General features: G+C 74.4%; 20 protein-coding genes and 1 pseudogene. 10 read left to right on the forward strand and 11 right to left on the reverse strand.

Annotated features, from left to right (window positions below):
• The first annotated feature begins 73 nt into the window (after positions 1-73).
• Entirely contained in the window at positions 74-1,036 is a 963-nt protein-coding gene (locus V6V16_RS13790) for a zinc-binding dehydrogenase (protein WP_334562405.1), read from the forward strand.
• A 43-nt stretch (positions 1,037-1,079) separates the two neighbouring features.
• Here the strand turns inward: V6V16_RS13790 and V6V16_RS13795 are convergent, their stop codons facing one another.
• The 3 genes from V6V16_RS13795 to V6V16_RS13805 all read right to left on the reverse strand — a co-directional run bounded on the left by V6V16_RS13795 (position 1,080) and on the right by V6V16_RS13805 (position 3,749).
• Positions 1,080-2,048, reverse strand: a complete 969-nt coding sequence (locus tag V6V16_RS13795; protein WP_334562406.1) for an alpha/beta hydrolase family protein — start codon at positions 2,046-2,048, stop codon at positions 1,080-1,082.
• Between the two features lie 116 nt (positions 2,049-2,164).
• Positions 2,165-2,761, reverse strand: a complete 597-nt coding sequence (locus V6V16_RS13800; protein WP_334562407.1) for a nucleotidyltransferase domain-containing protein — start codon at positions 2,759-2,761, stop codon at positions 2,165-2,167.
• Between the two features lie 97 nt (positions 2,762-2,858).
• Entirely contained in the window at positions 2,859-3,749 is an 891-nt protein-coding gene (locus V6V16_RS13805; RefSeq protein WP_334562408.1) for an alpha/beta hydrolase family protein, read from the reverse strand.
• A 155-nt stretch (positions 3,750-3,904) separates the two neighbouring features.
• Here V6V16_RS13805 and V6V16_RS13810 point away from each other — a divergent pair, with 155 nt between their 5' ends.
• Positions 3,905-4,075 (forward strand): hypothetical protein, encoded by a 171-nt coding sequence (locus V6V16_RS13810; protein WP_334562409.1) that lies wholly within the window; start codon positions 3,905-3,907, stop codon positions 4,073-4,075.
• A gap of 27 nt (positions 4,076-4,102) precedes the next feature.
• Here the strand turns inward: V6V16_RS13810 and V6V16_RS13815 are convergent, their stop codons facing one another.
• From V6V16_RS13815 to V6V16_RS13845, 7 genes are all read right to left on the reverse strand, one after another.
• Positions 4,103-5,254 carry an acetate/propionate family kinase gene (locus tag V6V16_RS13815; protein WP_334562410.1) on the reverse strand — a complete coding sequence of 384 codons (1,152 nt, stop codon included), beginning with the start codon at positions 5,252-5,254 and terminating at the stop codon, positions 4,103-4,105.
• Positions 5,251-7,323, reverse strand: a complete 2,073-nt coding sequence (pta, locus tag V6V16_RS13820; protein WP_334562411.1) for a phosphate acetyltransferase — start codon at positions 7,321-7,323, stop codon at positions 5,251-5,253. The genes V6V16_RS13815 and pta overlap by 4 nt, the downstream gene beginning before the upstream one ends.
• Positions 7,324-7,409: 86 nt before the next feature.
• Positions 7,410-7,589 (reverse strand): DUF6104 family protein, encoded by a 180-nt coding sequence (locus tag V6V16_RS13825; RefSeq protein ID WP_121399674.1) that lies wholly within the window; start codon positions 7,587-7,589, stop codon positions 7,410-7,412.
• Positions 7,590-7,790: 201 nt separating this feature from the next.
• Entirely contained in the window at positions 7,791-11,555 is a 3,765-nt protein-coding gene (locus V6V16_RS13830; protein ID WP_334562412.1) for a multifunctional oxoglutarate decarboxylase/oxoglutarate dehydrogenase thiamine pyrophosphate-binding subunit/dihydrolipoyllysine-residue succinyltransferase subunit, read from the reverse strand.
• A gap of 280 nt (positions 11,556-11,835) precedes the next feature.
• Positions 11,836-12,648 carry an ABC transporter permease gene (locus tag V6V16_RS13835; RefSeq protein ID WP_334562413.1) on the reverse strand — a complete coding sequence of 271 codons (813 nt, stop codon included), beginning with the start codon at positions 12,646-12,648 and terminating at the stop codon, positions 11,836-11,838.
• Positions 12,645-13,580 (reverse strand): ABC transporter ATP-binding protein, encoded by a 936-nt coding sequence (locus V6V16_RS13840; RefSeq protein WP_334562414.1) that lies wholly within the window; start codon positions 13,578-13,580, stop codon positions 12,645-12,647. Before V6V16_RS13840 ends, V6V16_RS13835 begins: the two co-directional genes overlap by 4 nt.
• A 131-nt stretch (positions 13,581-13,711) precedes the next feature.
• Positions 13,712-14,374 carry a hypothetical protein gene (locus V6V16_RS13845; protein WP_334562415.1) on the reverse strand — a complete coding sequence of 221 codons (663 nt, stop codon included), beginning with the start codon at positions 14,372-14,374 and terminating at the stop codon, positions 13,712-13,714.
• A 195-nt stretch (positions 14,375-14,569) separates the two neighbouring features.
• On the opposite strand from V6V16_RS13845, the gene V6V16_RS13850 reads away from it, so the two are divergent.
• The 8 genes from V6V16_RS13850 to V6V16_RS13885 all read left to right on the forward strand — a co-directional run bounded on the left by V6V16_RS13850 (position 14,570) and on the right by V6V16_RS13885 (position 22,873).
• A complete protein-coding gene (locus tag V6V16_RS13850; RefSeq protein ID WP_334562416.1) occupies positions 14,570-15,076 on the forward strand; it encodes a hypothetical protein in 507 nt (168 codons plus the stop codon).
• A gap of 120 nt (positions 15,077-15,196) precedes the next feature.
• The gene (locus V6V16_RS13855; protein WP_334562417.1) at positions 15,197-16,027 is read left to right on the forward strand and encodes a DUF4097 family beta strand repeat-containing protein; all 831 of its coding nucleotides are present in this window, start codon (positions 15,197-15,199) and stop codon (positions 16,025-16,027) included.
• On the forward strand, positions 16,024-16,728 hold the full coding sequence (locus V6V16_RS13860; protein WP_334562418.1) for a PadR family transcriptional regulator: 705 nt from the start codon (positions 16,024-16,026) through the stop codon (positions 16,726-16,728). Before V6V16_RS13855 ends, V6V16_RS13860 begins: the two co-directional genes overlap by 4 nt.
• A gap of 76 nt (positions 16,729-16,804) precedes the next feature.
• Positions 16,805-17,506, forward strand: coding sequence for a response regulator transcription factor (locus tag V6V16_RS13865; RefSeq protein ID WP_334562419.1), 702 nt, complete (start codon positions 16,805-16,807; stop codon positions 17,504-17,506).
• Positions 17,503-19,059, forward strand: a complete 1,557-nt coding sequence (locus V6V16_RS13870) for a sensor histidine kinase (protein WP_334562420.1) — start codon at positions 17,503-17,505, stop codon at positions 19,057-19,059. The genes V6V16_RS13865 and V6V16_RS13870 overlap by 4 nt, the downstream gene beginning before the upstream one ends.
• Before the next feature lie 62 nt (positions 19,060-19,121).
• Positions 19,122-20,783 (forward strand): trypsin-like peptidase domain-containing protein, encoded by a 1,662-nt coding sequence (locus V6V16_RS13875; protein WP_334562421.1) that lies wholly within the window; start codon positions 19,122-19,124, stop codon positions 20,781-20,783.
• A 180-nt stretch (positions 20,784-20,963) separates the two neighbouring features.
• On the forward strand, positions 20,964-21,635 hold the full coding sequence (locus V6V16_RS13880) for a BON domain-containing protein (protein ID WP_334562422.1): 672 nt from the start codon (positions 20,964-20,966) through the stop codon (positions 21,633-21,635).
• Positions 21,636-21,820: 185 nt separating this feature from the next.
• Positions 21,821-22,873 (forward strand): glycosyltransferase family 4 protein, encoded by a 1,053-nt coding sequence (locus tag V6V16_RS13885; RefSeq protein ID WP_334562428.1) that lies wholly within the window; start codon positions 21,821-21,823, stop codon positions 22,871-22,873.
• A gap of 8 nt (positions 22,874-22,881) precedes the next feature.
• Here the strand turns inward: V6V16_RS13885 and V6V16_RS13890 are convergent.
• A pseudogene (locus tag V6V16_RS13890) lies at positions 22,882-23,496 on the reverse strand (serine/threonine-protein kinase); the annotation flags it as partial.

Consider the following 23,496-nt stretch of genomic DNA (forward strand, 5'->3'; position numbering starts at 1 on the left):
TCCTCACAGGCGGGGCCCCGCCACGCCCCGCCGCGACGGCAGGCCCTTCTTAACGACCGCTCAGCTTGTTACCGTGCCGATCATGCGTGCCGCCTTCGCCTCCCGCTTCGACGACGCCAACCCCCTCGCCGCGCTCGCCGTCGGCGAGCAGCCCGAGCCGACCCACCCGGCCGACGACTGGGTGACCGTGCGGGTGCTTGCCAGCTCCCTGAACCACCACGACCTCTGGTCGCTTCGGGGGGTCGGGCTGCGTGCCGAGCAGCTGCCGATGATCCTCGGCTGCGACGCCGTCGGGGTGGACCCGGAGGGCAACGAGGTCGTCGTCTACCCGGTGATCCCCACCCCGGGCGACCCGCGCGGCATCTCCATCCTCTCGGAGCACTTCCCCGGCACGTTGGCCGAGCGGGTCGCCGTACCCCGGTCGAACCTGCTGCCGCTGCCGGCGGGCCTGGCGGCGACGGACGCGGCCTGCCTGCCGACCGCCTGGCTGACCGCGTGGCGGATGCTGACCAGCAGGGGTCGGGTCGACGAGGCCGACGCCGTGCTGGTCCAGGGTGCCGGTGGCGGCGTGGCCACCGCGGCCGTCGCGCTCGCCGCCGCCATGGGCAAGCGGGTCTACGCGACCAGCCGCGACGCCGCCAAGCGGAGGCGGATCGCCGCGCTGGGCGCCACCGCCGTCGAGCCCGGTGCCCGGCTGCCGGAGCGGGTCGACGTGGTCATCGAGACGGTCGGGGCGGCCACCTTCGACCACTCGCTCAAGTCCGCCGCGCCGATGGCCCGGATCGTCGTCTCCGGCGCCACCGCCGGGCACGAGCCCACCGTCAACCTGCGCCGGGTCTTCGCCATGCAGCTGGAGATCCTGGGCACCTCGATGGGCACCCCCGACGAGCTGGCCGCCCTGCTCGCGTTCTGCGCCGAGCGCGGCGTGCGCCCGGTGGTGGACCGGGTGTTCCCCTTCGGCGAGGTCGCCGACGCCTTCGCCCGCCTGCACTCCGGCGACGTCTTCGGCAAGGTCGTCGTCGACCACACCGCCTGACCCGCGGCCGGTGGTCGCCCCGCCCGGGCGGCCACCGCCGGGGTCAGAGGCGGTTGTCGAGGGTGGCGAGGTCGTCGCGGGCGGCGTCCGTGGGGATGCGACCCTTGGCGGTCTCGTCGCCGTAGAGCGACCAGCGCAGGAACTCGACCGTGGTGTCGGAGACCACGCGCAGCGCGGCGCCGTCGCTGAGCAGCGCCCGGCCGTGGTCGCCCTTGGGCAGGCTGAGCATCGCCTTCGGCCACGGCACCCGGTCGTAGACGGCCCTGCCGGCGGCGTACTCGACCACCTCGTCGGCCTCGCCGTGCACGAAGAGCTGCGGGGCCGCGGCGCCGGCGTAGGCGGTGCCGACGCCGAGCGCGGTGCCGGCGAAGACCACCCCGGCGTCCAGCCGCTCGTCCCGGCCGGCCGTGAAGAGGCCGATGGTGGTCACCCCGCCGGCCGAGTGCCCGGCCGCGGCCACCCGGTCGGTGGCCAGCCGCCCGGCCAGCGGGTCGCCGGCCTCCGCGTCGAGGGCGAGCACCTGGGTCAGCGCGTACGACACGTCGGCCGGTTGGTTGAGCACGTCGAGCACGTTGCCGTCGCCGCCCCGGGCGGTGTGCGGAAAGGTCGGCGCGGCGACCACGAACCCGGCCGCCGCCCAGCGGGTCAGCAGCCTCTCGTAGTCGGTCGGCCGGGCGCTCAGCCCGTGGCTGAACATCACGACGGGGAACCTGCCCGTGGCGCCCTCCGCCGACCGCGCCGGCCGCCCACCGGGCTTCCCGGCCGCCGGGTACCAGACGGTCACCGGCAGCGGCCGGACCCCGTCGCGGTTCAGCTCCAGCTGGCGTACGCCGACGGCGAAGGCCCGCTCGGGCGCGGAGCCGGCGGGCACCCGCGGCGTCGGGGCGGCCGCCTGCGTCGGCGGCACCGGGGCCGTCACCTGCTGCGTCGGCCCGGCGTCGTCGGAGCAGCCGATCAGGCCGGTGGTGAGCAGGGCGGAGGCGAGCAGGGCGGGGGTGACACGACGTGGCATGACACCGATTGTGCCTCGCGGCCCGCGAGGGCCCGCCGCGATCGACGCGCGCGCCCTCGGCTCCCGTGGCGCCCCGTGATCAGGGCGGCATGGACGTCACCCGGCCGTCTCGGGGTTCATGGCGTCCTGATCACCCCTGGTGCGGCCGGGTCGCAAGCGGGTGTGCCCGGCGGAGCGGCGACCGACCGCGGGTGCCCCGCGACGGCGGCGCGGAGGCGGGCCAGGTCGGCGGCGTCCTTCGACCGTCGGGGCCGGTCCGGCATCCAGACGGGGAACATCTCCTTGAACTCGATCTGGGCGGCCACCGAGATCGTCGGTACGGTCAGCGGGCCGATCCGGCCGGGCGGGCCGGCCAGCATCCCCTCCGGCAGCGCCGTCCCCGTCCACGGGCCGGCACCCACCACCACCCGTCCCGCCGCGTCCCGGGCCAGGTACGCGACGCTCAGCTCGACGTCGTCGCGGACGAGGTCGAGCTGCACGTCGACGGGAATCCGGGGGTCGGGCCGCCAGCCGCGCCCGTGCAGCAGGCCGGCCAGCCGGTCGGCGTCGGCGCGCCAGCAGTACCAGTCGACGTCGACATGCGCCCTGGTGACCCCGCCGAGGTGGAAGTCCATCGCCCAGCCGCCCCGCAGCCACACCTCGATGCCGGCCGCCGACGCCAGTCCGGCCAGCTCGGCGATGCCGTTCAGCTGCCGCCCCGCGAGATCGTCCACGACGGGACCGTAACCGGGTGCTCCTCCCCGCGCACGGCACCTGCCCGCGTGGCGTGCCGGCCGTGACGCCGGCGGCTCCGGGGCCGGCGCGGTCGGGTCAGCGGGCGGGGCGGCTCTCGTACGCCGTCACGCCGGGAAAGTGGGCGTCGCCGGGCAGTCGCCGGCCGGCGTCCGGGTCGCCGTAGAGCGTCCAGCGGAGGAAGTCCGTGGTGGTGGCGAGAACCTGGTCGAAGCCCGGCAGCCCCGGGGTCAGGTACTCGCCGTGGCCCTGCCCGAGCAGGCGCAGGAAGGCGGCCGGGCCGGTCGTGCGGTGGTACGCGGCGCGGCCGACCGCCACCGGCACGATCCGGTCCGCCGTGCCGTGCACGAAGAGCAGCGGAGCCGCCGGCCCGGCGAGGCCGCCGGCCATCCCGCCGCCGGCGATCACGATGCCGGCGCGCAGCCGTCCGGAGCGCCCGGAGGTGAACATGCCGGCCGTGGTGAAGCCGCCCGCCGAGTGCCCGGCGGCGGCGACCCGGGCCACGTCGAGGTGCCCGGCGAGCGGGTCTCCGGGCCGCGCGTCGAGCCGCACCAGGTGCCGGATCACCCGCCAGCCGTCGGCGGGCTGGTGGCGCACGTCGGCCCGGTCGAACCGGGGCGCGCCCCGGCGGGTACGCGGGTAGGCCGGCGCGGCCACCACGAACCCGGCGGCGGCCCAGCGCGCGGTCAGCCCGGCGTGCAGCTCGGGGAGGCTGTGCAGCCCGTGGCTGTAGAGCACCACGGGGAAGCGTCCGGCGGCCACCGCGCCGCCCTGCGTCGGGTACCAGACGGTGACCGGCAGGGGACGCGCCGACGTCGGTTCGACGGTGACCGTGCGTACGCCGACGGCGTAGGCCGCCGCGGGCGCCGGACGGCCCGGCGGGGGTGCGCCGGGCGCGGCGGTCGCCGCGGGGGCGCAGCCGGCCAGCAGCGCGATCGTCAGCGCGGCGGCCAGCCGCTTGATCTTCACAGTCCCACGGTAGGTGCCCGACGGCCCGGACCGGTCCCGCCGTCCGGACCGGACGCGCCCGCCACCCGGCCGGACCGCCTCCACCGGCCGGCTGGACCTGGCGTCGGGGCGCGCGGGGACGGCGGCGCGGAACCCGCTCGGCTAGGGTCACCGCCATGCCTGAGAACCAGCCCGACCCGAGCGGCAACACCGAGGCGTTCCGCGCCTTCGCCCACACCGCCGCGCCCCAGGCGCCGGCCCGCGCATCCCGGACGCCGCTGCTCGTCGGCGGGGCGGTGGTCGCGGTCGTGCTGGTCGCCCTGCTCGCCTGGCTGGCCCTGGGCTGACCGTTCCGCCGGGCCGGTCGGCCGGTGTCAGCCGGCCGCGTCGACCACCGCGCGGGCCTGGAGGGCGATCTCGCGCTCCTCGTCGGTGCCAACGACGCAGACCGTGACCTCGGCGCCCGGCGGCGAGACGACCCGGTCGCCGGTGCCGGCGTTGCGCTCCGGGTCCACCGCGATGCCGAGTCGCTCCAGGCCGGCCAGGGCGGCGGCGCGGACCGGGGCGGCGTGCTCGCCGACGCCGGCGGTGAAGGTGACCGCGTCCACCCGGCCGAGCAGGGCGTAGTACGCCCCTAAGTAGCCGGTGATCCGCCGGCAGTAGACGTCGAAGGCGAGCGCCGCCGCCGGGTCGCCGTCGGCCCGGCGGGTGAGCACCTCGCGCATGTCGTTTGCGCCGGTCAGCCCGAGCAGGCCGCTGCGGTGGTTGAGCAGCTCGTCGATCTCGTTGACGGAGAGCCCGCCCTCCCGGCGCAGGTGGAAGATCACGGTCGGGTCCAGGTCGCCGCTGCGGGTGCCCATCACCAGGCCCTCCAGCGGGGACATCCCCATCGAGGTGGCCACGCTCCGGCCGCCGGCCACCGCGCAGGCGCTCGCGCCGTTGCCCAGGTGCAGGGTGATCGTGTTCACCTCCGCGTACGGGCGGTCGAGCAGCTCGGCGGTGCGCCGCGACACGTACGCGTGCGAGGTGCCGTGGAACCCGTAGCGCCGGATGCCGTACCGCTCGGCCGTGTCCCGGTCGATCGCGTAGGTCGCGGCGGCCTCGGGCAGGCTGTGGTGGAACGCGGTGTCGAAGACGGCGACCTGCGGCACCCGCGGCAGCGCCGCCCGGGCGACCTCGATGCCGGCCAGGTTGGCGGGGTTGTGCAGCGGTGCCAGCGGCACCAGCTCGCGGATCGCGGCCAGCACCGCGTCGTCGATCAGCACCGGCTCGCCGAACCGCTTCCCGCCGTGCACCACCCGGTGCCCGACGGCGGCCAGCCCGGTCAGGTCCAGCCCGGCGAGGATGTCCCGCACGGCCGTCTCGTGGTCGGCCGGCCCGCCACCGGGCTCGCCGACCCGCTCCACGGTGCCCTTGTCGACCACCCGGTCGCCGTCGAAGAGCCGGAACTTCACCGACGACGACCCGCAGTTGAGGACGAGGACGCGACCCTCCGGGCGCTCCTGCGGGGCGGCGGGACCGCTCATGACGACTCCTCGGTGGCCGCGGCCTGGATGGCGGTGATCGCCACGGTGTTGACGATGTCCGGCACGGTGGCGCCCCGGGACAGGTCGTTGACCGGCCGGCGCAGGCCCTGCATCACCGGCCCGACGGCCACCGCCCCGGCGGAGCGCTGCACCGCCTTGTACGTGTTGTTGCCGGTGTTCAGGTCCGGGAAGATGAAGACCGTGGCCCGGCCGGCGACCTCGCTGCCGGGCAGCTTCGTCGCCGCCACCGCCGGGTCGATCGCGGCGTCGTACTGGATCGGCCCCTCGACCAGCAGGTCGGGCCGGCGCTCGCGGACCAGCTTCGTGGCCGCCGCGACCTTCTCCACGTCGGCGCCCGCCCCGGAGCTGCCCGTGGAGTAGGAGAGCATCGCGACCCGGGGTTCGAGGCCGAACCGGGCGGCGGTGTCCGCCGAGGAGATGGCGATGTCGGCGAGCTGGGCGGCGTCCGGATCGGGGTTGACCGCGCAGTCGCCGTAGACCAGCACCCGGTCGGCGAGCAGCATGAAGAAGACGCTGGAGGCGACGGAGACCCCGGGCACGGTACGGATGATCTCGAACGCGGGGCGGATGGTGGCGGCGGTGGTGTGGGTCGCCCCGGAGACCATCCCGTCGGCGTGCCCGGTCTGCACCATCAGCGTGCCGAAGTAGTTCGGCTGGGCCACGATGTCGTGGGCCAGGTCGACGGTGACGCCGCGATGGGCGCGCAGCTCGGCGTACGCGGCGGCGAACTCGTCGCGCCACTCGCTGGCCACCGGGTCGACCACCCGCGCGCCGGTGATGTCGATGCCCAGCTCGCGGGTGCGCCGCCCGATGTCGTCGGGGCGGCCGAGCAGGGTGATGTCGGCCACGCCCCGGCGCAACAGGATCTCGGTCGCCCGCAGGATCCGCTCCTCCGCACCCTCGGGCAGCACGAGGTGCCGCCGCCGGGTGCGGGCGCGGTCGATCAGGTCGTACTCGAACATCAGCGGGGTGACCCGCTCGGAGCGGCTCACCCGCAGGCGGCGGGCGAGGTCGTCGGTGTCCACGCAGCGCTCGAACGCGCCGAGCGCGGCCTCCACCTTGCGCGGGTTGGCCGCGCTGGGCCGGCCCTCGATCCGGCTGGACGCGGCGACCGTGTCGTAGCTGTCGCTGCGCACGGAGAGCACCGCGAGCCCGGTGTTCAGCCCCTCCACCAGGCGCATGGCCCGGGGGTCCGGCTGCTCGCCGAGGGTCAGCACCAGCCCCGAGACGGAAACCTGCCCCGCCACGTGCGCGGCGCTCGCCGCGACCAGCAGGTCCGCCCGGTCGCCCGGGGTGATGACCAGGGCGCCCTCGGTCAGGTGGTCAAGCAGCGTCGGCACGTGCGCCGCGCCCACCACGTAGTCGAGCACGTCGCGGCCGAGCGCGTCGTCGTCCCCGGCGAGCAGGGTGGCGCCGAGCGCCGCCGCGACCTCGGCCACCGTCGGCGCCGACACGGTCGGCACCTCCGGGATGGCGTACGTGGGCACGGGCAGCTCGGGCATCCTCATCGGGCCGGGAACCCGGTTGGCGATCACCGCCAGCACCGTCGCGCCGAGGTCCGCCAGATCGTGGTACGCCCCGCGCGCGGCGGCGGCGATCGCCGCCGGCTCCTGCCCGAAGCCGTCCACGACGGGCACCACCACGCTGCCGAACTCGGTGGCCAGCCGGGCGTTGAAGGCCAGCTCGCGGGGCCCGGCGGCGTCACCGCCGTCGGCGAAGTCGCTGCCCACCACGACCACCGCGGGGCAGCGCCGCTCGACCTCCCGGTACCGCTCTACGATGCCGCTGATCAGCTCCTCCCGCCGCCCGTCGGCGACCAGCGCGGTCGCCTCGGCGTAGCTGGTGCCGCTCAGGTCGGCCAGCGGCAGCTCGATCCGGTAACGGTCGCCGAGCAGGGCGAGGATCGGGTCGGGGCCGTGCCCGCCGACCAGCGGGCGGAACGCGCCGATCCGCTCGACCTGCCGGGACAACAGCTCGGCCAGGCCGAGGGCGACGGTCGACTTCCCGCCGCCCGATCCCACGCTGGTCAGGTACACACTCCGCGCCACGCACCCACCCTAGAAGATCGTCGGTCACCCGGCCCGGGTCCTGGTACCCGCCGATCACGGGAACATGGCCCTCTCCGCCGGGCGGACTACTCGTCGTCGGGGTCGTCGAGGCGGGCCAGCCAGGTGGCGAAGCGCTCGATCGGGGTCTCGAACTCGGGGTTCAGGTCGACGAAGTCGCGCAGCCGCTCGCCGAGCCACTCCATGCTGACCTGCTCGTCGCCCCGGCGCTGGACCAGTTCCTCGATACCGCGGTCGGTGAAGTACATGCTCTCCGTTCCCTCTTCGTCGCTGGGTCGTCCTGTGCCGTGCGGTGCCCTCGGGCCCGCCCACCGCCGCTGCCGGCCCCGCCCGGCGCTGCCGCCCCCGGTGCCGGCCCGACCCGTCGGCGGGGGAGGCGGGACGGCGAGCGGGGCAGAGCCGTCAGGGTCGACGGGCTCTGCCCCGGGTGCGCTCGGCGGTACGTCAGGTCACGGGCGGGGCAGGGCCGCCTCGATCAGCGCCTGCTGCTCGACCTCGTGCATCTTCGCGGAGCCGACGGCCGGGGCGGCCGCGGCCGGGCGGGAGATCCGGCGCAGCCGGACGTCCGCCAGGTGCTCCAGCAGGTTGAGCGCGACGAACGACCAGGCGCCCTGGTTGGCCGGCTCCTCCTGCACCCAGGCGAAGTCCTCGGCGTTCGGGTACTCCGCCAGGGCCGCCCGGATCTCCTCGGCCGGCATCGGGTAGAGCTGTTCGATCCGGATGATCGCGGTGTCGGTGACGCCGCGATCCTTGCGGGCCTGGAACAGGTCGTAGTAGACCTTGCCCGAGCAGAGCAGCACCCGCTTCACCGACTCCGGCGCCGGGGCGCCCGAGTCGCGCAGGACCGGCTGGAAGGTGCCGGTGGTGAAGTCCTCGACCGGGGAGACGCAGAGCTTGTGCCGCAGCAGCGACTTCGGCGTGAACACCACCAGCGGCTTGCGCTTCGGCGAGAGCGCCTGGCGGCGCAGCAGGTGGAAGTAGTTCGCCGGGGTGGTCGGGATGGACACCCGCATGTTGTCCTCGGCGCACATCTGCAGGAACCGCTCCGGGCGGCCGGAGGTGTGGTCCGGGCCCTGGCCCTCGTGGCCGTGCGGCAGCAGCAGGGTGACCGCGGAGCGCTGGCCCCACTTCACCTCGCCGGAGGAGATGAACTCGTCGATCACCGACTGGGCGCCGTTGACGAAGTCGCCGAACTGCGCCTCCCAGCAGACCAGCGCGTCGATGTTCTCCACCGAGTAGCCGTACTCGAAGCCCATCGCCGCGTACTCGCTGAGTAGCGAGTCGTGCACGAAGAACCGGGAGCGCTCGCCGTCGGCGGTCAGCGACTGCAACGGCAGGTGGTCCCGGCCGGTCTGGGCGTCGACCACCGAGGCGTGCCGCTGCACGAAGGTGCCCCGGCGGGAGTCCTGACCGGCGAGCCGGACGGTGACCCCGTCGTGCAGCAGCGAGCCGAAGGCGATGATCTCGCCGAAGCCCCAGTCGATGTTGCCCTCGACGGACATCTTGGCCCGCCGGTCGAGCAGCTGCTGGATCCGCTTGTGCGGGGTGAAGCCCTCCGGCAGGTTGACGTGCGCGTCGCCCACGGCCTTGACGACGGCGGCCTCGGTGGCGGTCTCCACCTGCGGCTCCGGCTCGTCCTCCCGCCTGGGGCGGCTGAGCTGCCGCGGCGTGGTGGCCGCGTCGCGGGTGGCCTTGAAGACCCGCTCCAGCTGGGCCTGGTAGTCGCGGAGCAGCTCCTCCGCGTCCTCCACGGTGATGTCCCCGCGCCCGATCAGCTCCTCGGTGTAGAGCTTCCGGACCGAGCGCTTCGAGTCGATGATCTTGTACATCTGCGGGTTGGACATCGACGGGTCGTCGCCCTCGTTGTGCCCGCGCCGGCGGTAGCAGACCATGTCGATCACGACGTCCTTGTTGAACGTCTGCCGGTACTCGAAGGCCAGCCGGGCGACCCGGACCACGGCCTCGGGGTCGTCGCCGTTGACGTGGAAGATCGGCGCCTGGATCATCCGGGCGACGTCGGTGCTGTAGAGGCTGGAGCGGCTGTACTCCGGGGCGGTGGTGAAGCCCACCTGGTTGTTGACCACGACGTGGACGGTGCCGCCGGTGCGGTAGCCACGCAGCTGGGAGAGGTTGAGCGTCTCGGCGACCACGCCCTGGCCGGCGAAGGCGGCGTCACCGTGCACCGCCAGCGGCAGCACGGTGTAGCCCTCGAGCTTGAGGTCGATCCGGTCCTGCTTGGCCCGGACGATGCCCTCCAGCACCGGGTCGACGGCCTCCAGGTGCGACGGGTTCGCCACCACGGAGACCTTGACCGAGTTTCCGCCGTCGGGCGTGGTGAACTTGCCGTTCTGGCCCAGGTGGTACTTCACGTCGCCGGAGCCCTGCGTGGAGCGCGGGTCCAGGTGCCCCTCGAACTCCGAGAAGATCTTCTCGTACGGCTTGCCGACGATGTTGGCCAGCACGTTGAGCCGGCCGCGGTGGGCCATCCCGATGACGACCTCGTCGAGCCCGTTCTCGGCGGAGGCCTCCAGCACCTCGCCGAGCAGCGGGATCAGCGATTCGCCGCCCTCCAGCGAGAAGCGCTTCTGCCCGACGTACTTGGTCTGCAGGAAGGTCTCGAACGCCTCGGCGGCGTTGAGCCGGTTGAGCACGTGCTTCTGCTCGTCGGCCGACGGCTTCTCGTACTTGCGCTCGATCCGCTCCTGGATCCAGCGCCGCTCCTCCGGGTCCTGGATGTGCATGTACTCGATGCCGACCCGGCGGCAGTACGAGTCGCGCAGCACGCCGAGGATGTCGCGCAGCTTCATCCGCTGCTTGCCGGCGAAGCCGTTGACCGGGAACTCCCGGTCAAGGTCCCAGAGGGTCAGCCCGTGCTGGAGCACGTCCAGGTCGGGGTGCTTGCGGATCTTGAACTCGAGCGGGTCGGTGTCGGCCATCAGGTGGCCGCGCACGCGGTAGGCGTGGATCAGCTCGTGCACCCGGGCGGTCTTGTTGATCTGACCCTCGTTGTTGACCGCGACGTCGCGCATCCAGCGCACCGGCTCGTACGGGATGCGCAGCGAGGTGAAGAGCTGGTCGTAGAAGCCGTGCTCGCCGAGCAGCAGCTCGTGCATGACCTTGAGGAACTCGCCGGACTGGGCGCCCTGGATGATCCGGTGGTCGTACGTGCTGGTCAGGGTGATGACCTTGCTGACGGCCAGCTCGGCCAGGGTGGCCTCGGACATGCCCTGGTAGGGGGCCGGGTACTCCATCGCGCCGACGCCGATGATGGCGCTCTGCCCCTGCATGAGGCGCGGCATCGAGTGCACGGTGCCGATGCCGCCGGGGTTGGTCAGCGAGATCGTGGTGCCGGAGTAGTCGTCCATGGTCAGCTCGTTGCGGCGGGCGCGCCGGACCACGTCCTCGTACGCCTGCCAGAACTGCCGGAAGTCCATCTGCTCACAGGCCTTGATGGAGGGCACCACCAGGTTGCGGCTGCCGTCCGGCTTGACCAGGTCGATCGCGATGCCCAGATTGACGTGCTCCGGCCGGACCATGGTCGGCTTGCCGTCGACCTCGGCGAAGGAGTTGTTCATCTCCGGGTGGGCGACCAGCGCGCGGACCATCGCGTAGCCGATGAGGTGGGTGAAGCTGACCTTGCCGCCACGCCCGCGGGTGAGGTGGTTGTTGATCACGATGCGGTTGTCGACCAGCAGCTTGGCCGGGACGGCGCGCACACTGGTGGCGGTCGGCACGGCGAGCGAGGCGTCCATGTTCTGGACGATCTTCGCCGCCACGCCGCGCAGCGGGGTGGTCTGCGGGCCGGTGGGGGTCGGCTTGGCGGCCGCCGGCTTGGCGGGAGCCGCCTTCGCGGGAGCCGCCTTCGCGGGCGCCGGCTTGTCCGGGGCCGCCTTGGCGGCGGGCTTGGCGGCGGGCCGCTCCGACTTGGACTCGGGCTTCTTCTCCGCCGGCTTCTTCTGCGCGGGCTGCGCGACCTCGGCGGCCGCCTCCTGCTGGCCGGCGGGCTCCGGCGCGGCGGCCGGCTTCGGGGCCGGCTCGGCCGCACGCGGCGTGCCGGCGCCCGGCGCCGGCCGGTAGTCGGCGAAGAAGTCGTGCCAGGCCGAATCGACGCTGGTGGGGTCGGCGAGGTAGCGCTGGTACATCTCCTCGACGATCCACTCGTTCGGACCGAAACCCGCCAGTGGGTTCTCCTGCGAAGTCTGCTGGGTCGACACGGCCGGTAATCGCCTCTTTCACGCGGGTTTGTGTGTCACGCGGTGTCCGGTGTCGCCCTGCTGCGAGCGCGCACGAGACGGCTCCCAGGCTACGCCGTAAGGATGCCGCAGGCATTTCCGCCTCCGACGCGTGGCCCGTTTCACAGAAGATGCAAGAACTTCGGCAAAGGCTGCGCGTTCCGCCGGCTGCTGCTAGGGCCGGCGTGTGTGGGCGGGCCCCGGTGACCGCGGGGCGGGGATGGTGCCCGGCACCATCCCCGCCCGTCGTCGCCCGTACCCGTCAGGAGATGTCGCGCCGCCGGGTGATGAGGACGCCGACGACCCCGCTCACCACCGCGTAGCCGATCAGCACGAGCGCGCCGACCCACCACGCGGGGGTGAAGTCCGTCTGACCCTCACTGACCATGACGGTTGAGGCGATGGCTGGCCAGATCACCTGCCACTTGACCACGGCCTCGCTGTCGAGCAGGTTCGAGAGCAACATGAACAGCAGCCCCACCACCTGCGTGCCGACCAGGTAGAGCACCGCGGCGGTGATCACCGCGCCGAGCTGGTTGGTGATCAGCGTGCCGATGCCGATGCCCAGGACCGTCCAGATCGCGTACGCCAGCAGGTTGAGCAGCAGCGCCCGCTGCACGGCCCACTCGCCGAGCAGGGCGCCGTGGCCGTTGGCCGACAGGAACACCGCTCCGGCGACCAGGTCGATCAGCGTGGTCACCAGCCAGAAGCCGATGCCCAGCAGGCTGGCGGCGACCAGCTTGCTGAGGATCACCGACGTGCGCCGCGGCGTGGCGAGGAACGTCGTGGTCGCCGTCTGGTGGAAGAACTCGTTGGTGACCATCAGGATGCCGATGAGCATCACGAACATCAGGCCCAGGTACTGCCCCGAGGTGTAGAGGTTCGCCGCCTGCGCCGCCGGTGACGCCTGGTCGCCGGTGACGCCCAGCTCCTCGGCGTTGCCGCTCAACGCCTCGTTGGCGACCCAGGCGTTGAACGCGAAGGCCAGCGCGATCGACAGGAACGCGGCGATGGCCAGCCACAGCCACGTGCTGGTGGTGCGGATCTTGAGCAGCTCGGATCGGACGAGGTTCATCGGATGCCCGCCTTTCCGGCCGTCAGCTCCAGGAAGACCCGTTCCAGGTCGGGCCGTTCCGTGGTCAGTTCGTGCAGTTCGACGCCCGCCGTCAGGGCGACCCGCCCCACGGTCGGGGCGTCCACCCCGCCCACCAGCAGGACGCCGTGCTCGTCGACGTCGACGGTGGCCGGACCCTCCTTGAGGGCGGCGGTCAGCGCGTCGGCCTGCGGGGTGCGGACCCGGACCCGGACGCCCTGCGCCATCGAGCCCATCACCTGCTCGACCGTGCCCTGCCGGACCAGCTGCCCGGCGGCGATGATCACGACGTCGTCGGCGAGCAGCTGCATCTCCGACAGCAGGTGGCTGCTGACCAGCACCGTGCGGCCCTCGTGCGCGAGGTTCTTGAGGAACCCGCGCATCCACCGGATGCCCTCCGGGTCGAGCCCGTTGGCGGGCTCGTCGAGGATCAGCACCCGGGGGTCGCCGAGCATCCCGGCGGCGATGCCGAGCCGCTGCTTCATGCCGAGCGAGTAGCCCTTGAACTTGCGCTTCGCCGCCGGGGTGAGGCCGACCTGCGCCAGCGCCTCGTCGGCCCGCTGCTTCGGCAGCCCGGCCGCCGCGGCGATGACCCGCAGGTGGTTGATGCCGGTGCGGCCCTTGTGCGCGCTGGACGCCTCCAGCACGGCGCCGACGTGGCGCAGCGGGTCGGTCAGGTCGGCGTACCGCCGACCGCCGATCGTCGCGGTCCCGCTGGTCGGCGTGACGAGGTTCAGCAGCATCCGCAGCGTGGTGGTCTTGCCGGCGCCGTTGGGGCCGAGGAAGCCGGTCACCCGCCCCGGTTCGACGGTGAACGACAGGTCGTTGACGGCCCGGACGTTCTTGTACTGCTTCGTCAGGCCGGACACCACGATCTGACCGTCACCGGTGGGGCTTCTCTGCCCGTCAGTCATTGCTCTCCTTCGTGCGGTGGCGTCGGGGTACGCCGTGACACAGCGTGGCGGGCGGGCGCAACCAGGTCAATCAGGCGCGCTTCCTAGATCGACCTCCGCCTCAGGCAGGAGGCCCTCATCCCCAGGGACGATTATCGGGCGGGATCCGGCAGCGCGATCCAGGTTGCCCGGGCCCAGGCCAGGAGGGTTCCGTCGGGGGCGTACAGGCTGGTGTGCGCGAGGGCCTTGCGGCCCTCGCCGCCGACCGCCACGCCGGTCACCACGCACTCGTCGCCCGGCTTTGGCAGCGCCGCCACGACCGCCGCGATCCGGCCGAGGACGTACGGCCGCCCGGGGGCGATCACCGCCCAGCCGCCGGGGCAGTCCAGCGCGGCCCAGGCCGTGGCGACGGTGACGGAACCGGGCGCGCGGAACGGCGCGGCGGTGCGGCCGTCCGGCAGCCGCCCGGGAAAGATCCGCAGCCCGTCGGCGCGCTCCGGGCCGCAGACGTAGCAGCCCGGGAAGGGGTGGTCGACCAGCCCGGGGTACGCCGCCGAGGCGGCCCGGGCCCGCGCCAGGTCGACCGGGGGGACCACCGCCCGGGGGTCCCCCGTGGGGCGGACCTGGGCGACGACCAGCCCGTCCGGGTCGCGGATCTCCCCGTCGACGACAGTGAGCGGGGTCTCCAGCGGGGGCGGGCGACGCAGCGTCACCTCGACCGGCCCCGGCTCGCCGGACCCGGCGGCGAAGACCCCGGCGCTCCAGCCGCCGTTGCCCGAGCCGGGCGGCCCGTTGAAGCGCGACTCGATGATCATCAGACACCTCCGGCGACGACGCCCGGCCCGCCGCCGGCACGCCCCGGCAGCCTCGCACGCCGCCGGACCGGCGCCGGCACGGGCCGTTCGCCTGTCCGTCGGCGCTCCTCGCGCCCGGCGTCCGGGGCGTCGTTGCGGGGCGGCCCGCCAGCGGGCGCGCCGGTGTCCCCGCGCTGCTGTGCCACTGTGGGGGCCGTGCCCAGGAACTCTCCGTCGGCCGGCCCGACCCGCGAGGCGGCGCGGCGTCGGCTCCGCTCCCTCGCCGGGTGGGAACTGCTGAACGTCCCCCTCCAGGCGTGGCTGTGGTTCGCGGTGCTGGGCGTGCCGCCGACGGCGGTGAACCTCGCCGGCTTCGGGGCCGTCGCGGGCCTGCTCGCGGTGGGCGCTGCCTACTGGGCGCTCAAGCTGCGGCAACTGCGCCGGGGGGAGCCGCGCCTGCCCGGCCGGCGTCACTTCGCCACCGCGCGCGTCGCCCTGCCGGTCCTCCTGGCCGCGGTGGTCACCGCGTGTGCCGTGGCCGCCGTGCGGGCGCCCGGCGCGCGGTCGTACCCGGGGCTGGCCTTCGGCCTCTTCGCCGCCCTCGAGTACGTCAACTACTTCCACGTCCAGCTGATGCACGACAACCGGGCGGACCTGCGGCGCCTCGCCGCGGTGGGGTTCCGGCGCGCGCATCTCGCCCGGGACCTGCGCGTCAGCCGCTGAGCCGAGCGCCGGTTCCCGGGACGGGAGGGCCCACGCCACGCTTGTCGTATCGCGATGTATCGCGTTAGTGTCCTCGCATCCGGCGCGCCGACGACGCGGCCCGCCGTGGAGGGAGGAGCGATGACCGACCGGACCGTGCACGCCCCGCAGCGGATCACGCTGGACGGGACGGTCAGCCACCTGGACGTGAGCCTGCTCGGCGGTCGCCTCAACGTGGTGGCGACCGACGGCCCGGCCCGGGTCGACATCACCCGGGTCGGCGACCGGCCGGTCCTGCTCACCCACCACGACGGCCGGCTCACGGTGCGCCAGCGGCGGCGCCGGCGGCTCTGGGGGGTCGTCCTCTCGCTGGGCCCGCTGTCCCGGCTGCCCCGCGTCGACGTCTCCGTGGCGGTCCCCGCCGACGTGCTGGCCGACCTGGAACTGGTGCAGGGCTCGCTGGTCGCCTCGGGCCTGCGGGGCCGGTCCCGGATGGAGGTGACGTCCGGCCAGATCGCCCTGATGGGGCTGCGCGGCCGGACGTCGGCCAAGATCATGTCGGGCCCGGTCGAGGCGCTGGGCGTGGCCGGCGAGCTCGACCTGGAGACGGTCTCGGGTGAGGTGATCATCGCCGAGAGCGCGGCCGCCCAGGTCCGTGCCCACACCGTCTCGGGAGCGATCACCTGCGATCTCGACAATCCCCGGCGCAGCGACATCCGGCTCAGCACCATCTCCGGCGGCATCACCGTCCGGGTCCGCGCGGACAGCGACCTGGCCGTCCGCCTGCACACCACGTCGGGCCGGATCACCAGCGGCTTCCCCCAGGTGCGGGGCAGTGCCGAGCCGGGGGCCGTGCTGGACAGCGAGGGCGTGCTCGGCACGGGCGAAGGTAAGCTCACCGCGTCCGCCACATCGGGCAGCATCGCGCTGCTGGCCCGCCCGGTGGGCGACGACGAGGAGGAGCTGCCGTGACCGCCGTGTTCAGCCACGGGCGGCTCCGGCTCTACCTGCTCCGGCTCCTCGACGACGGCCCGAAGCACGGCTACGAGCTGATCCGCCTGCTGGAGGAGCGCTTCCTCGGCCTCTACGCGCCCAGCGCCGGCACCATCTACCCCCGCTTGCAGCGGCTGGAGGCCGACGGCCTGGTCACCCACACCGCCGCGGGCGGTCGCAAGGTCTACGAGATCACCGGGGCGGGCCGGGCCGAGCTGCGGCAGCGGGCCGGCGAGCTGACCGCCCTGGAGTCGGACATCGCCGCCTCGGTGGAGGACCTGTCCGCCCTGGCCGGGGAGATCCAGAACGAGGTACGCGGCTCGGTCCGCGACCTCAAACGGGAGTTGCGCGACGCCGCCCGGCAGACCCGCCGCACCCGCTGGGCGCCCCCCGGCTTCGGTCCGACCCCCGCGCCCGCCCCCGGCCCGTCACCCTCTCCCGCGTGGGGGCCGGGGCCCGCCCCCGGACCGGCACCCGCCCCCGGACCGTCCTCCGCGAACGGGCCGTCGTCGGCCGCGGCAGGGGCGACGGCGCTCGACGAGTTCGACCAGCGGCTGGCCGCCTTCGCCGTCGAGGTGGGCGCCCTGGTGCGGGCCCGCGGGCTCAGCGACTCGCAGCTGCGTACCGCGATCCGGCTGCTCGACGGCGCGCTGGACGGGCTGCGTCGGTTGTTGCGCTGAGCCCGGCAGTCGCCTCACAGGGTTTTTCCAGCCGCTGTCCAGCGCGGACGCAGCGAGAGCACGGATGATGGGCGGCATGGCCGCTACCCAGACCGAGGCGCGACTGCTCGTCGTCGAGGACGATCCCAACATCCTCGAACTGCTCTCCGCGAGCCTGCGCTTCGCGGGTTTCGACGTGGCCACCGCGACGAGCGGCAGTGCCGCCCTGCACGCGGCCAAGGACCACCGCCCCGACCTGGTGGTGCTCGACGTGATGCTGCCCGACCTGGACGGCTTCGAGGTCATCCGGATGCTGCGTGAGGGCGGCACCCGTACGCCGGTGGTCTTCCTCACCGCCCGGGACGCGACCGATGACAAGATCCGCGGGCTCACCCTGGGCGGCGACGACTACGTCACCAAGCCGTTCAGCCTGGAGGAGCTGACCGCGCGGATCCGGGCGGTGCTGCGGCGCACCAGCAGCGGCGAGCAGGCGCCCTCCCGGCTCACCTTCGCCGACCTCGAACTTGACGAGGAGACCCACGAGGTCCACCGCGCCGGGCAGCGGGTGCAGCTCTCGCCGACCGAGTTCAAGCTGCTGCGCTACCTGATGCTGAACGCCAACCGGGTGCTCTCCAAGGCGCAGATCCTCGACCACGTGTGGAACTACGACTTCCGGGGCGACGACAACATCGTCGAGTCCTACATCTCCTACCTGCGCCGCAAGGTGGACAACACCCAGCCCCGGCTGATCCACACCCTGCGGGGCGTCGGCTACGTGCTGCGCAAGCCGGCGGCGTGAACCCGCTCGACCAGGGAAAGGCGCGGCTGCGCGGCGTCCCGCTGCGGGTCAAGCTGGTCGCCTCGGTGCTGGCCCTGGTCGCCGCCGCGCTGCTGGTGATCAGCTCGCTGACCGCCTTCTTCCTCCGCGACTACCTGGTCGGCCAGGTGGACGGCCAGATCAGGTCGGCCAGCCAGGGCCTCGGGCAGGTGCTTCCCGGGCTGCGCAGCCGCCAGATCCAGGCGATGCTGCCCAGCAGCTACGTCGTGTCGATCGCCGACGAGCAGCAGGTGTACCGGCCGGTCTACGACGACCTCAGCCTCGACCCCGAGCAACTGCCCGACTTTCCCACGGACTGGAGCGGATTCGCGGCGCGGGTGGGCGAGCCCCGCACCGTCCTGTCGCGGGACGGGCACACCCGCTGGCGGGTGATCTACGCGGGCCAGAAGGACGGCTCGGTGCTGGCCGTGGGTCAACCGCTCACCCAGGTGGATCGGGCCGTGAAGCAGTTGGTCTGGATAGACCTGCTGGTCGGCGGTGCGGTGCTGGTCCTGCTCGCCTCGATCGGCGCGGCGATCGTGCGGACCAGCCTCAAACCCCTGGTGGAGATCGAGCGTACGGCCGCCGCCATCGCCGGCGGCGACCTGACCCGGCGGGTGCCGGACCCGGAGGAGGGCCAACCCCTCCCGACCTCGGAGCTGGGCCGGCTCTCCCGGGCGCTGAACGCGATGCTGACGCAGATCGAGGTCGCCTTCACCGCGCGGGCCGCCTCGGAGACCGCCGCCCGGTTCGCCGAGGCCGCCGCCCGCGACGCGGCCGGCGCGGCGCAGGCCTCCGAGGCGCGGGCCCGGCGTTCGGAGGAGCGGATGCGGCAGTTCGTCGCGGACGCCTCGCACGAGCTGCGTACGCCGCTGACCACCATCCGGGGCTTCGCGGAGCTCTACCGCCAGGGCGCGGCGAGCGCGCCGGAGCAGACCGCCGACCTGCTGCGCCGCATCGAGCAGGAGGCGGCCCGGATGGGGCTGCTGGTGGAGGACCTGCTGCTGCTCGCCCGGCTGGACCGGGAGCGACCGCTCTCCCTCGCCCCGGTGGAGCTGCCCGTGCTGGCCAGCGAGGCGGTCGAGGCCGCCCGGGTGGTGGCGCCGGAGCGCCGGATCGAGCTGGAGGTCACTCCCGGCGCCGGCCCGCTGGTGGTCTACGGCGACGACGCCCGGCTGCGCCAGATCATCGGCAACCTGATGACCAACGCCCTCACCCACACCCCGCCGGACGCCTCGGTGGCCCTGCGCCTGCGGGCCGAGCCGGGGAACCTGGCCGTGGTCGAGGTGGCGGACACCGGCCCCGGTCTCACCTCCGAGCAGGCGGAACGGGTCTTCGAGCGCTTCTACCGGGTGGACGCGGCGCGCACCCGGCGGGCCGGCGGCAACACCGGCACGGGGCTCGGCCTGGCCATCGTCGCGGCGCTGGTGCGCGCCCACAACGGCAGCGTCGAGGTGACCGGGACCCCCGGCGGGGGATCGACGTTCCGGGTCCAGCTACCGCTCGCGTCCGACGCCGAGGACGACGGCGAGTGACTTTCAGCCAACATTCAGGTCGGTTCCAGGCGGATCGCAGTGCGGCGCGTCAAGGTGGAGGCATGACCGAGCACGAGTCCGACCCGCAGCGCCGGCCGGCCCCCACCGACGCCGAGCCGTCGCACCCCACCGCCGAGCTGCCGCGCGTCGAGCGCGCGCAGTCCGACTCGGCCCCGTTCCCCGGCGGCGTCCCGGCCGCCACCACCGGCCCCGCGGCCGACCCCACCGTCCGGGTCACCGCGGTCACCGCCGGCTCCGCCCCGGCGGGCGACGAGGCCCCCCGTACCCCGCAGCAGGGCCCGGCCGTCGGCGGTCCGCCCGCCGGCGACGGCGGCTTCCGCGCCGCCGGGCCGGCCCGCGCGCCGGAGAGTGCCGGCGCACCCGCCGGCTCCACCCCGCCGGACCCCTACGCGCCCGCCCCGGCCGCGTCGCAGTACCCGGCCGCCGGCCAGCCGGGCCAGCCGCACGCCGCCGGCCAGCCCGGCTACCCGCACGCCGCCGGCCAGCCCGGCTACCCGCACGCCGCCGGCCAGCCCGGCCAGCCCGGCTACCCCGGCGCGCCCTGGTACGGCCAGCAGCCCGGCTGGGGCGGCGGCCAGTACGGTCAGCAGCCGCACCTCCCCGGGCAGCCGGTGCCGCACTGGGCGCCCGCCCAGGGGCAGCCGGCTCCCCGGCCGGGCCGGATCGCCAAGCTCGCCGGCGCCGGGGTTGCGGTCTTCGCCCTGATGCTCGGCTCGGGCGTCGCGGGTGGGGCGCTCGCGCTCGCCGTGGACGGCGGGGACGGGATGCCCCGTACCTACTCCGCCGCCCCGGTCATCAACAGCGCCGACCTGCCGCGCATCGCCGCCGCCGTGCAGCCCAGCGTTGTCTCGATCGCCACGGACAACGGCGAGGGCTCCGGCGTGATCCTCACCGCCGACGGCTTCGTGCTCACCAACAACCACGTGGTCGCCTCCGGCAGCGGCGACAGCGTCGTGGTGACCTTCGCCGACGGCAAGACCGCGCAGGCCAACATCGTCGGCACCGACCCGAAGACCGACCTGGCGGTGGTCAAGGCCAACGGCGTCAGCGGCCTGAAGGCCGCCAGCTTCGGCGACAGCGACGCCATGCAGGTCGGCGATCAGGTGCTCGCCCTCGGCAGTCCGCTGGGGCTCCAGGGTTCGGTCACCGCCGGCATCCTCAGCGCCCGGGACCGCACCATCCAGGCGGGCAGCGGCGAGCAGCGGCAGCAGCAGCCGGGTCAGGGCGCCACCTCGATCGCCGGCCTGCTCCAGACCGACGCGCCGATCAACCCGGGCAACTCCGGCGGCGCCCTGGTCAACACCCGCGGCGAGGTGATCGGCATCAACACGGCGATCGCCACCGCCGGGCAGGGCAGTACCGGCAACATCGGCGTCGGCTTCGCGATCCCCAGCAACAAGGCCAAGGACGTGGCCGGCAAGCTCCAGCGGAGCGAGAAGGTCAGCCACCCGTCGCTCGGGGTCAGCGTGACCGCCGCCGAGGGCGGCGGCGCCCTGGTCGCCGCCGTCACCCCGGGCAGCGCCGCCGAGAAGGCCGGGCTCCAGCGCGGCGACGTGATCAGCCGGTTCGGCGACAAGGTGGTCAACGACTCGGACGACCTGGTCGGGGCGGTGCAGGCCGGCAAGGTCGGCGACCGGGTCGAGGTGACCTACAAGCGCAACGGCACCGAAGCCACCGCGACCGTGACGCTCTCCGAGTCGTGAACCGGTAACTGAGGACGTTCCTCCTCCCTCCGGCGGCGGGTGGCGGGGCCAAGGGGGTTGGCTCCGTCACCCGTCGCTCCCTCTCGACGGCGGTTCACCCGGTAAGGGTGAGCCGCCGTCACCCGTCGCGCCGGCAGGGTCGCCACAGGCAGGACCCGGCGAGGCGTACGGAGGGGTGCGATGACCACGGCAGCGACCGTCCGGACCGACGAGCGGATCCAGCGGGACGTGCTCGACGAGCTGGCATGGGACGCCCAGGCGCAGCCGAACGAGATCGGGGTGCGCGTCGCCGACGGCGTGGTGGCCCTGACCGGTCGGGTCGACGGGTACCCGCGCAAGTGGGCGGCCCGGCGCTGTGCGCTGCGCGTACGGGGGGTGCGGGCGGTCGCCGACGACGTCGAGGTGCGGCTGCCCGGCGAGGCGGGGCGTACGGACGCCGAGATCGCCGTCGCGGCGGCGCGGGTCCTGGAGTGGGACAGCTTCGTCCCCGCCGAGCGGTTGGACGTCACGGTGTCCAAGGGCTGGGTGATGCTCCGCGGCGAGGTCGAGTTCGGTTGGCAGCGGCGTACCGCCGAGTGGGAGCTGCGCCGGCTGCGCGGCGTCCGCGGGGTGACCAACCTGGTCGGGGTGCGGCCCGCCACCCGCCCGGACGTGGGGCGCACGCGGCGCGACCTGCAACGGGCGATGCGGCGCGGGATCGGCACGCAACGGGTCACCGTCGAGGTGGACGGCGACACCGCCGTGCTCGCCGGGGTGGTCCGCTCGTGGTGGGAACGGGACGAGGCGGAGCGTACGGCCTGGTCGGCCGACGGGGTGCGGGCGGTGCGGGACCGGCTCGTCGTCGGCGGGTGAGGGTTCCAGCCGTCCGGTTTGGCGGTGCCGCCGCCGGGAACCCGTCGCCCGGTCCCGGCCGACCCCGTGGGACCGGGCACGGCGGGTGCGGGCCCCGACCACGAGCAGCTACCGACCGGGGAGGGACCGTGGCCGTGAACCACCTGCCGACCGACCGACCGGCGCGCCGGCCGTTGCGGATCGCCATGGTGGTCCCGCCGTGGCTGTCGGTGCCGCCGCCGGGCTACGGCGGGCTGGAACAGGTGGCCACCGGCCTGGTGGACGCCCTCGTCGGCCGGGGTCACGCGGTGACCGTCTTCGGGGCGGGCCGGGAGCACGGGACCGCCGCCGAGTTCGTCTCCACCGTCCCCGAGTTGCAGTACGAACGCCTCGGCGAGGCGCTGCCGGAGCTGGCCCACCTGGCCCGGGTCAACCGGCGGGTCCGCGCGGCCGACTTCGACGTCGTGCACGACCACACCACCATCGGGCCGCTTATCGCCGGCCACCGGGCCGTGCCCACCGTGGCCACCGTGCACGGCAACCCCGTCGGCGAGTACGGCGACGTGCTCAGCGAGACCGACCGGGGGGTGGGGCTGGTGGCCATCTCGCACGCGCAGCGCCGGCTCAACCCGGGGCTGCCCTGGATCGGCACGGTGCACAACGCGATGGACGTCGGGGGGATCCCGCACAAGACCGCCCCCGGGCGGGGGCCGGTGCTCTGGCTGGCCCGGTTCAGCCCTGACAAGGGCCCGGACCTCGCGATCCGGGCGTGCCGGGCGGCCGGGCTGCCGCTGGTGCTGGCCGGCAAGTGCAACGAGCCCGCCGAGCACCGCTACTACGACCAGGTCGTCCGCCCCATGCTCGGTGAGGACGTCCGCGTGGTGCTCGACGCGGACCGGACGGAGGCGCTGCGGCTGCTGGTCGAGGCCCGCTGCCTGATCATGCCGATCCAGTGGGACGAACCGTTCGGCATGGTGATGGTGGAGGCGATGGCGACCGGCACGCCGGTGGTGGCGCTGGACCGGGGCGCGGTGCCCGAACTCGTCCGCCCCGGGACGACCGGCGTGATCTGCGAACACGTGGACGAGCTGCCCGGGGCGTTGCGCGCGGCCACGGACCTCGACCCGGCGGCCTGCGTCGCGCACGTGGCGGAGAACTTCTCGACGGAACGGATCGCCGCCGAGTACGAGGAGGTGTACCGCCGCTTCACGGCGGACGCCGCCCTGCCCGCCGTCCGGGAACGGGTGACGGCCCGCTGACCCGCCGGTCAGAGCCGCGCGGTTTCGAGCGCGGTGATCGCGCTGTCCAGCCGGCGGGCGTACGCGCCGCTGATGGCGCCCTCGCCGCGTCGGGTCGCGACTTTCTCGCGGAGCCGGTCGATGCGCTCGCCCAGGTCGGCCGCGCGGGTGCGGGCCGCGGCGGTCAGGTTGCGCAGCTCGTTGCGGAGGTCGAGGCCGACGTCCGCGCGGATGCCCCCGTCGTCGAGGCCGGTGCCGATCAGCCCGTCGAGCCGGTTGGCCGCCTCGATGAGGTCACCGGGCCGCGGCGCGGTCGGGGTCGGCTGCGGCGTGACAGGCGGGGCGGAGGCCCGGGGCGTCGCGGCGGGCGGCGACGCGACGGCCGCCGGGGTGGGGGAGGGCGTCGGGTCGGCCGGGCCCGTGGTGGGCAGCGACCGGGGCGGCGTGGTCTCCTCCTGCCGGATGGCCGGTACGACCAGCGCCACGCCGACGAGCAGCACCACCGGCACGATCAGCACCGGTCGCGGGACCGGGCGTCGGCGGCGCTCCCGGGCGCGGCGGGCGCTGCGGGACTCGCCGCCGTCGGGCTCCGCCGCGCCGGTGACGGGCCCGCCCGCGCCGCCCGGGTCCGCCGCGGCGGTGGG

Source organism: Micromonospora sp. CPCC 205561, from assembly GCF_036906775.1.
Taxonomy (GTDB): Bacteria; Actinomycetota; Actinomycetes; order Mycobacteriales; family Micromonosporaceae; genus Micromonospora.

Coding starts and splice junctions, on each gene's coding strand:
- V6V16_RS13795 (WP_334562406.1), bottom strand. CDS start 2,048: ATGCCACGTCGTGTCACCCCCGCCCTGCTCGCCTCCGCCCTGCTCACC.
- V6V16_RS13810 (WP_334562409.1), top strand. CDS start 3,905: ATGCCTGAGAACCAGCCCGACCCGAGCGGCAACACCGAGGCGTTCCGC.
- V6V16_RS13815 (WP_334562410.1), bottom strand. CDS start 5,254: ATGAGCGGTCCCGCCGCCCCGCAGGAGCGCCCGGAGGGTCGCGTCCTC.
- V6V16_RS13825 (WP_121399674.1), bottom strand. CDS start 7,589: ATGTACTTCACCGACCGCGGTATCGAGGAACTGGTCCAGCGCCGGGGC.
- V6V16_RS13835 (WP_334562413.1), bottom strand. CDS start 12,648: ATGAACCTCGTCCGATCCGAGCTGCTCAAGATCCGCACCACCAGCACG.
- V6V16_RS13840 (WP_334562414.1), bottom strand. CDS start 13,580: ATGACTGACGGGCAGAGAAGCCCCACCGGTGACGGTCAGATCGTGGTG.
- V6V16_RS13845 (WP_334562415.1), bottom strand. CDS start 14,374: ATGATCATCGAGTCGCGCTTCAACGGGCCGCCCGGCTCGGGCAACGGC.
- V6V16_RS13855 (WP_334562417.1), top strand. CDS start 15,197: ATGACCGACCGGACCGTGCACGCCCCGCAGCGGATCACGCTGGACGGG.
- V6V16_RS13865 (WP_334562419.1), top strand. CDS start 16,805: ATGGCCGCTACCCAGACCGAGGCGCGACTGCTCGTCGTCGAGGACGAT.
- V6V16_RS13875 (WP_334562421.1), top strand. CDS start 19,122: ATGACCGAGCACGAGTCCGACCCGCAGCGCCGGCCGGCCCCCACCGAC.
- V6V16_RS13880 (WP_334562422.1), top strand. CDS start 20,964: ATGACCACGGCAGCGACCGTCCGGACCGACGAGCGGATCCAGCGGGAC.
- V6V16_RS13885 (WP_334562428.1), top strand. CDS start 21,821: ATGGTGGTCCCGCCGTGGCTGTCGGTGCCGCCGCCGGGCTACGGCGGG.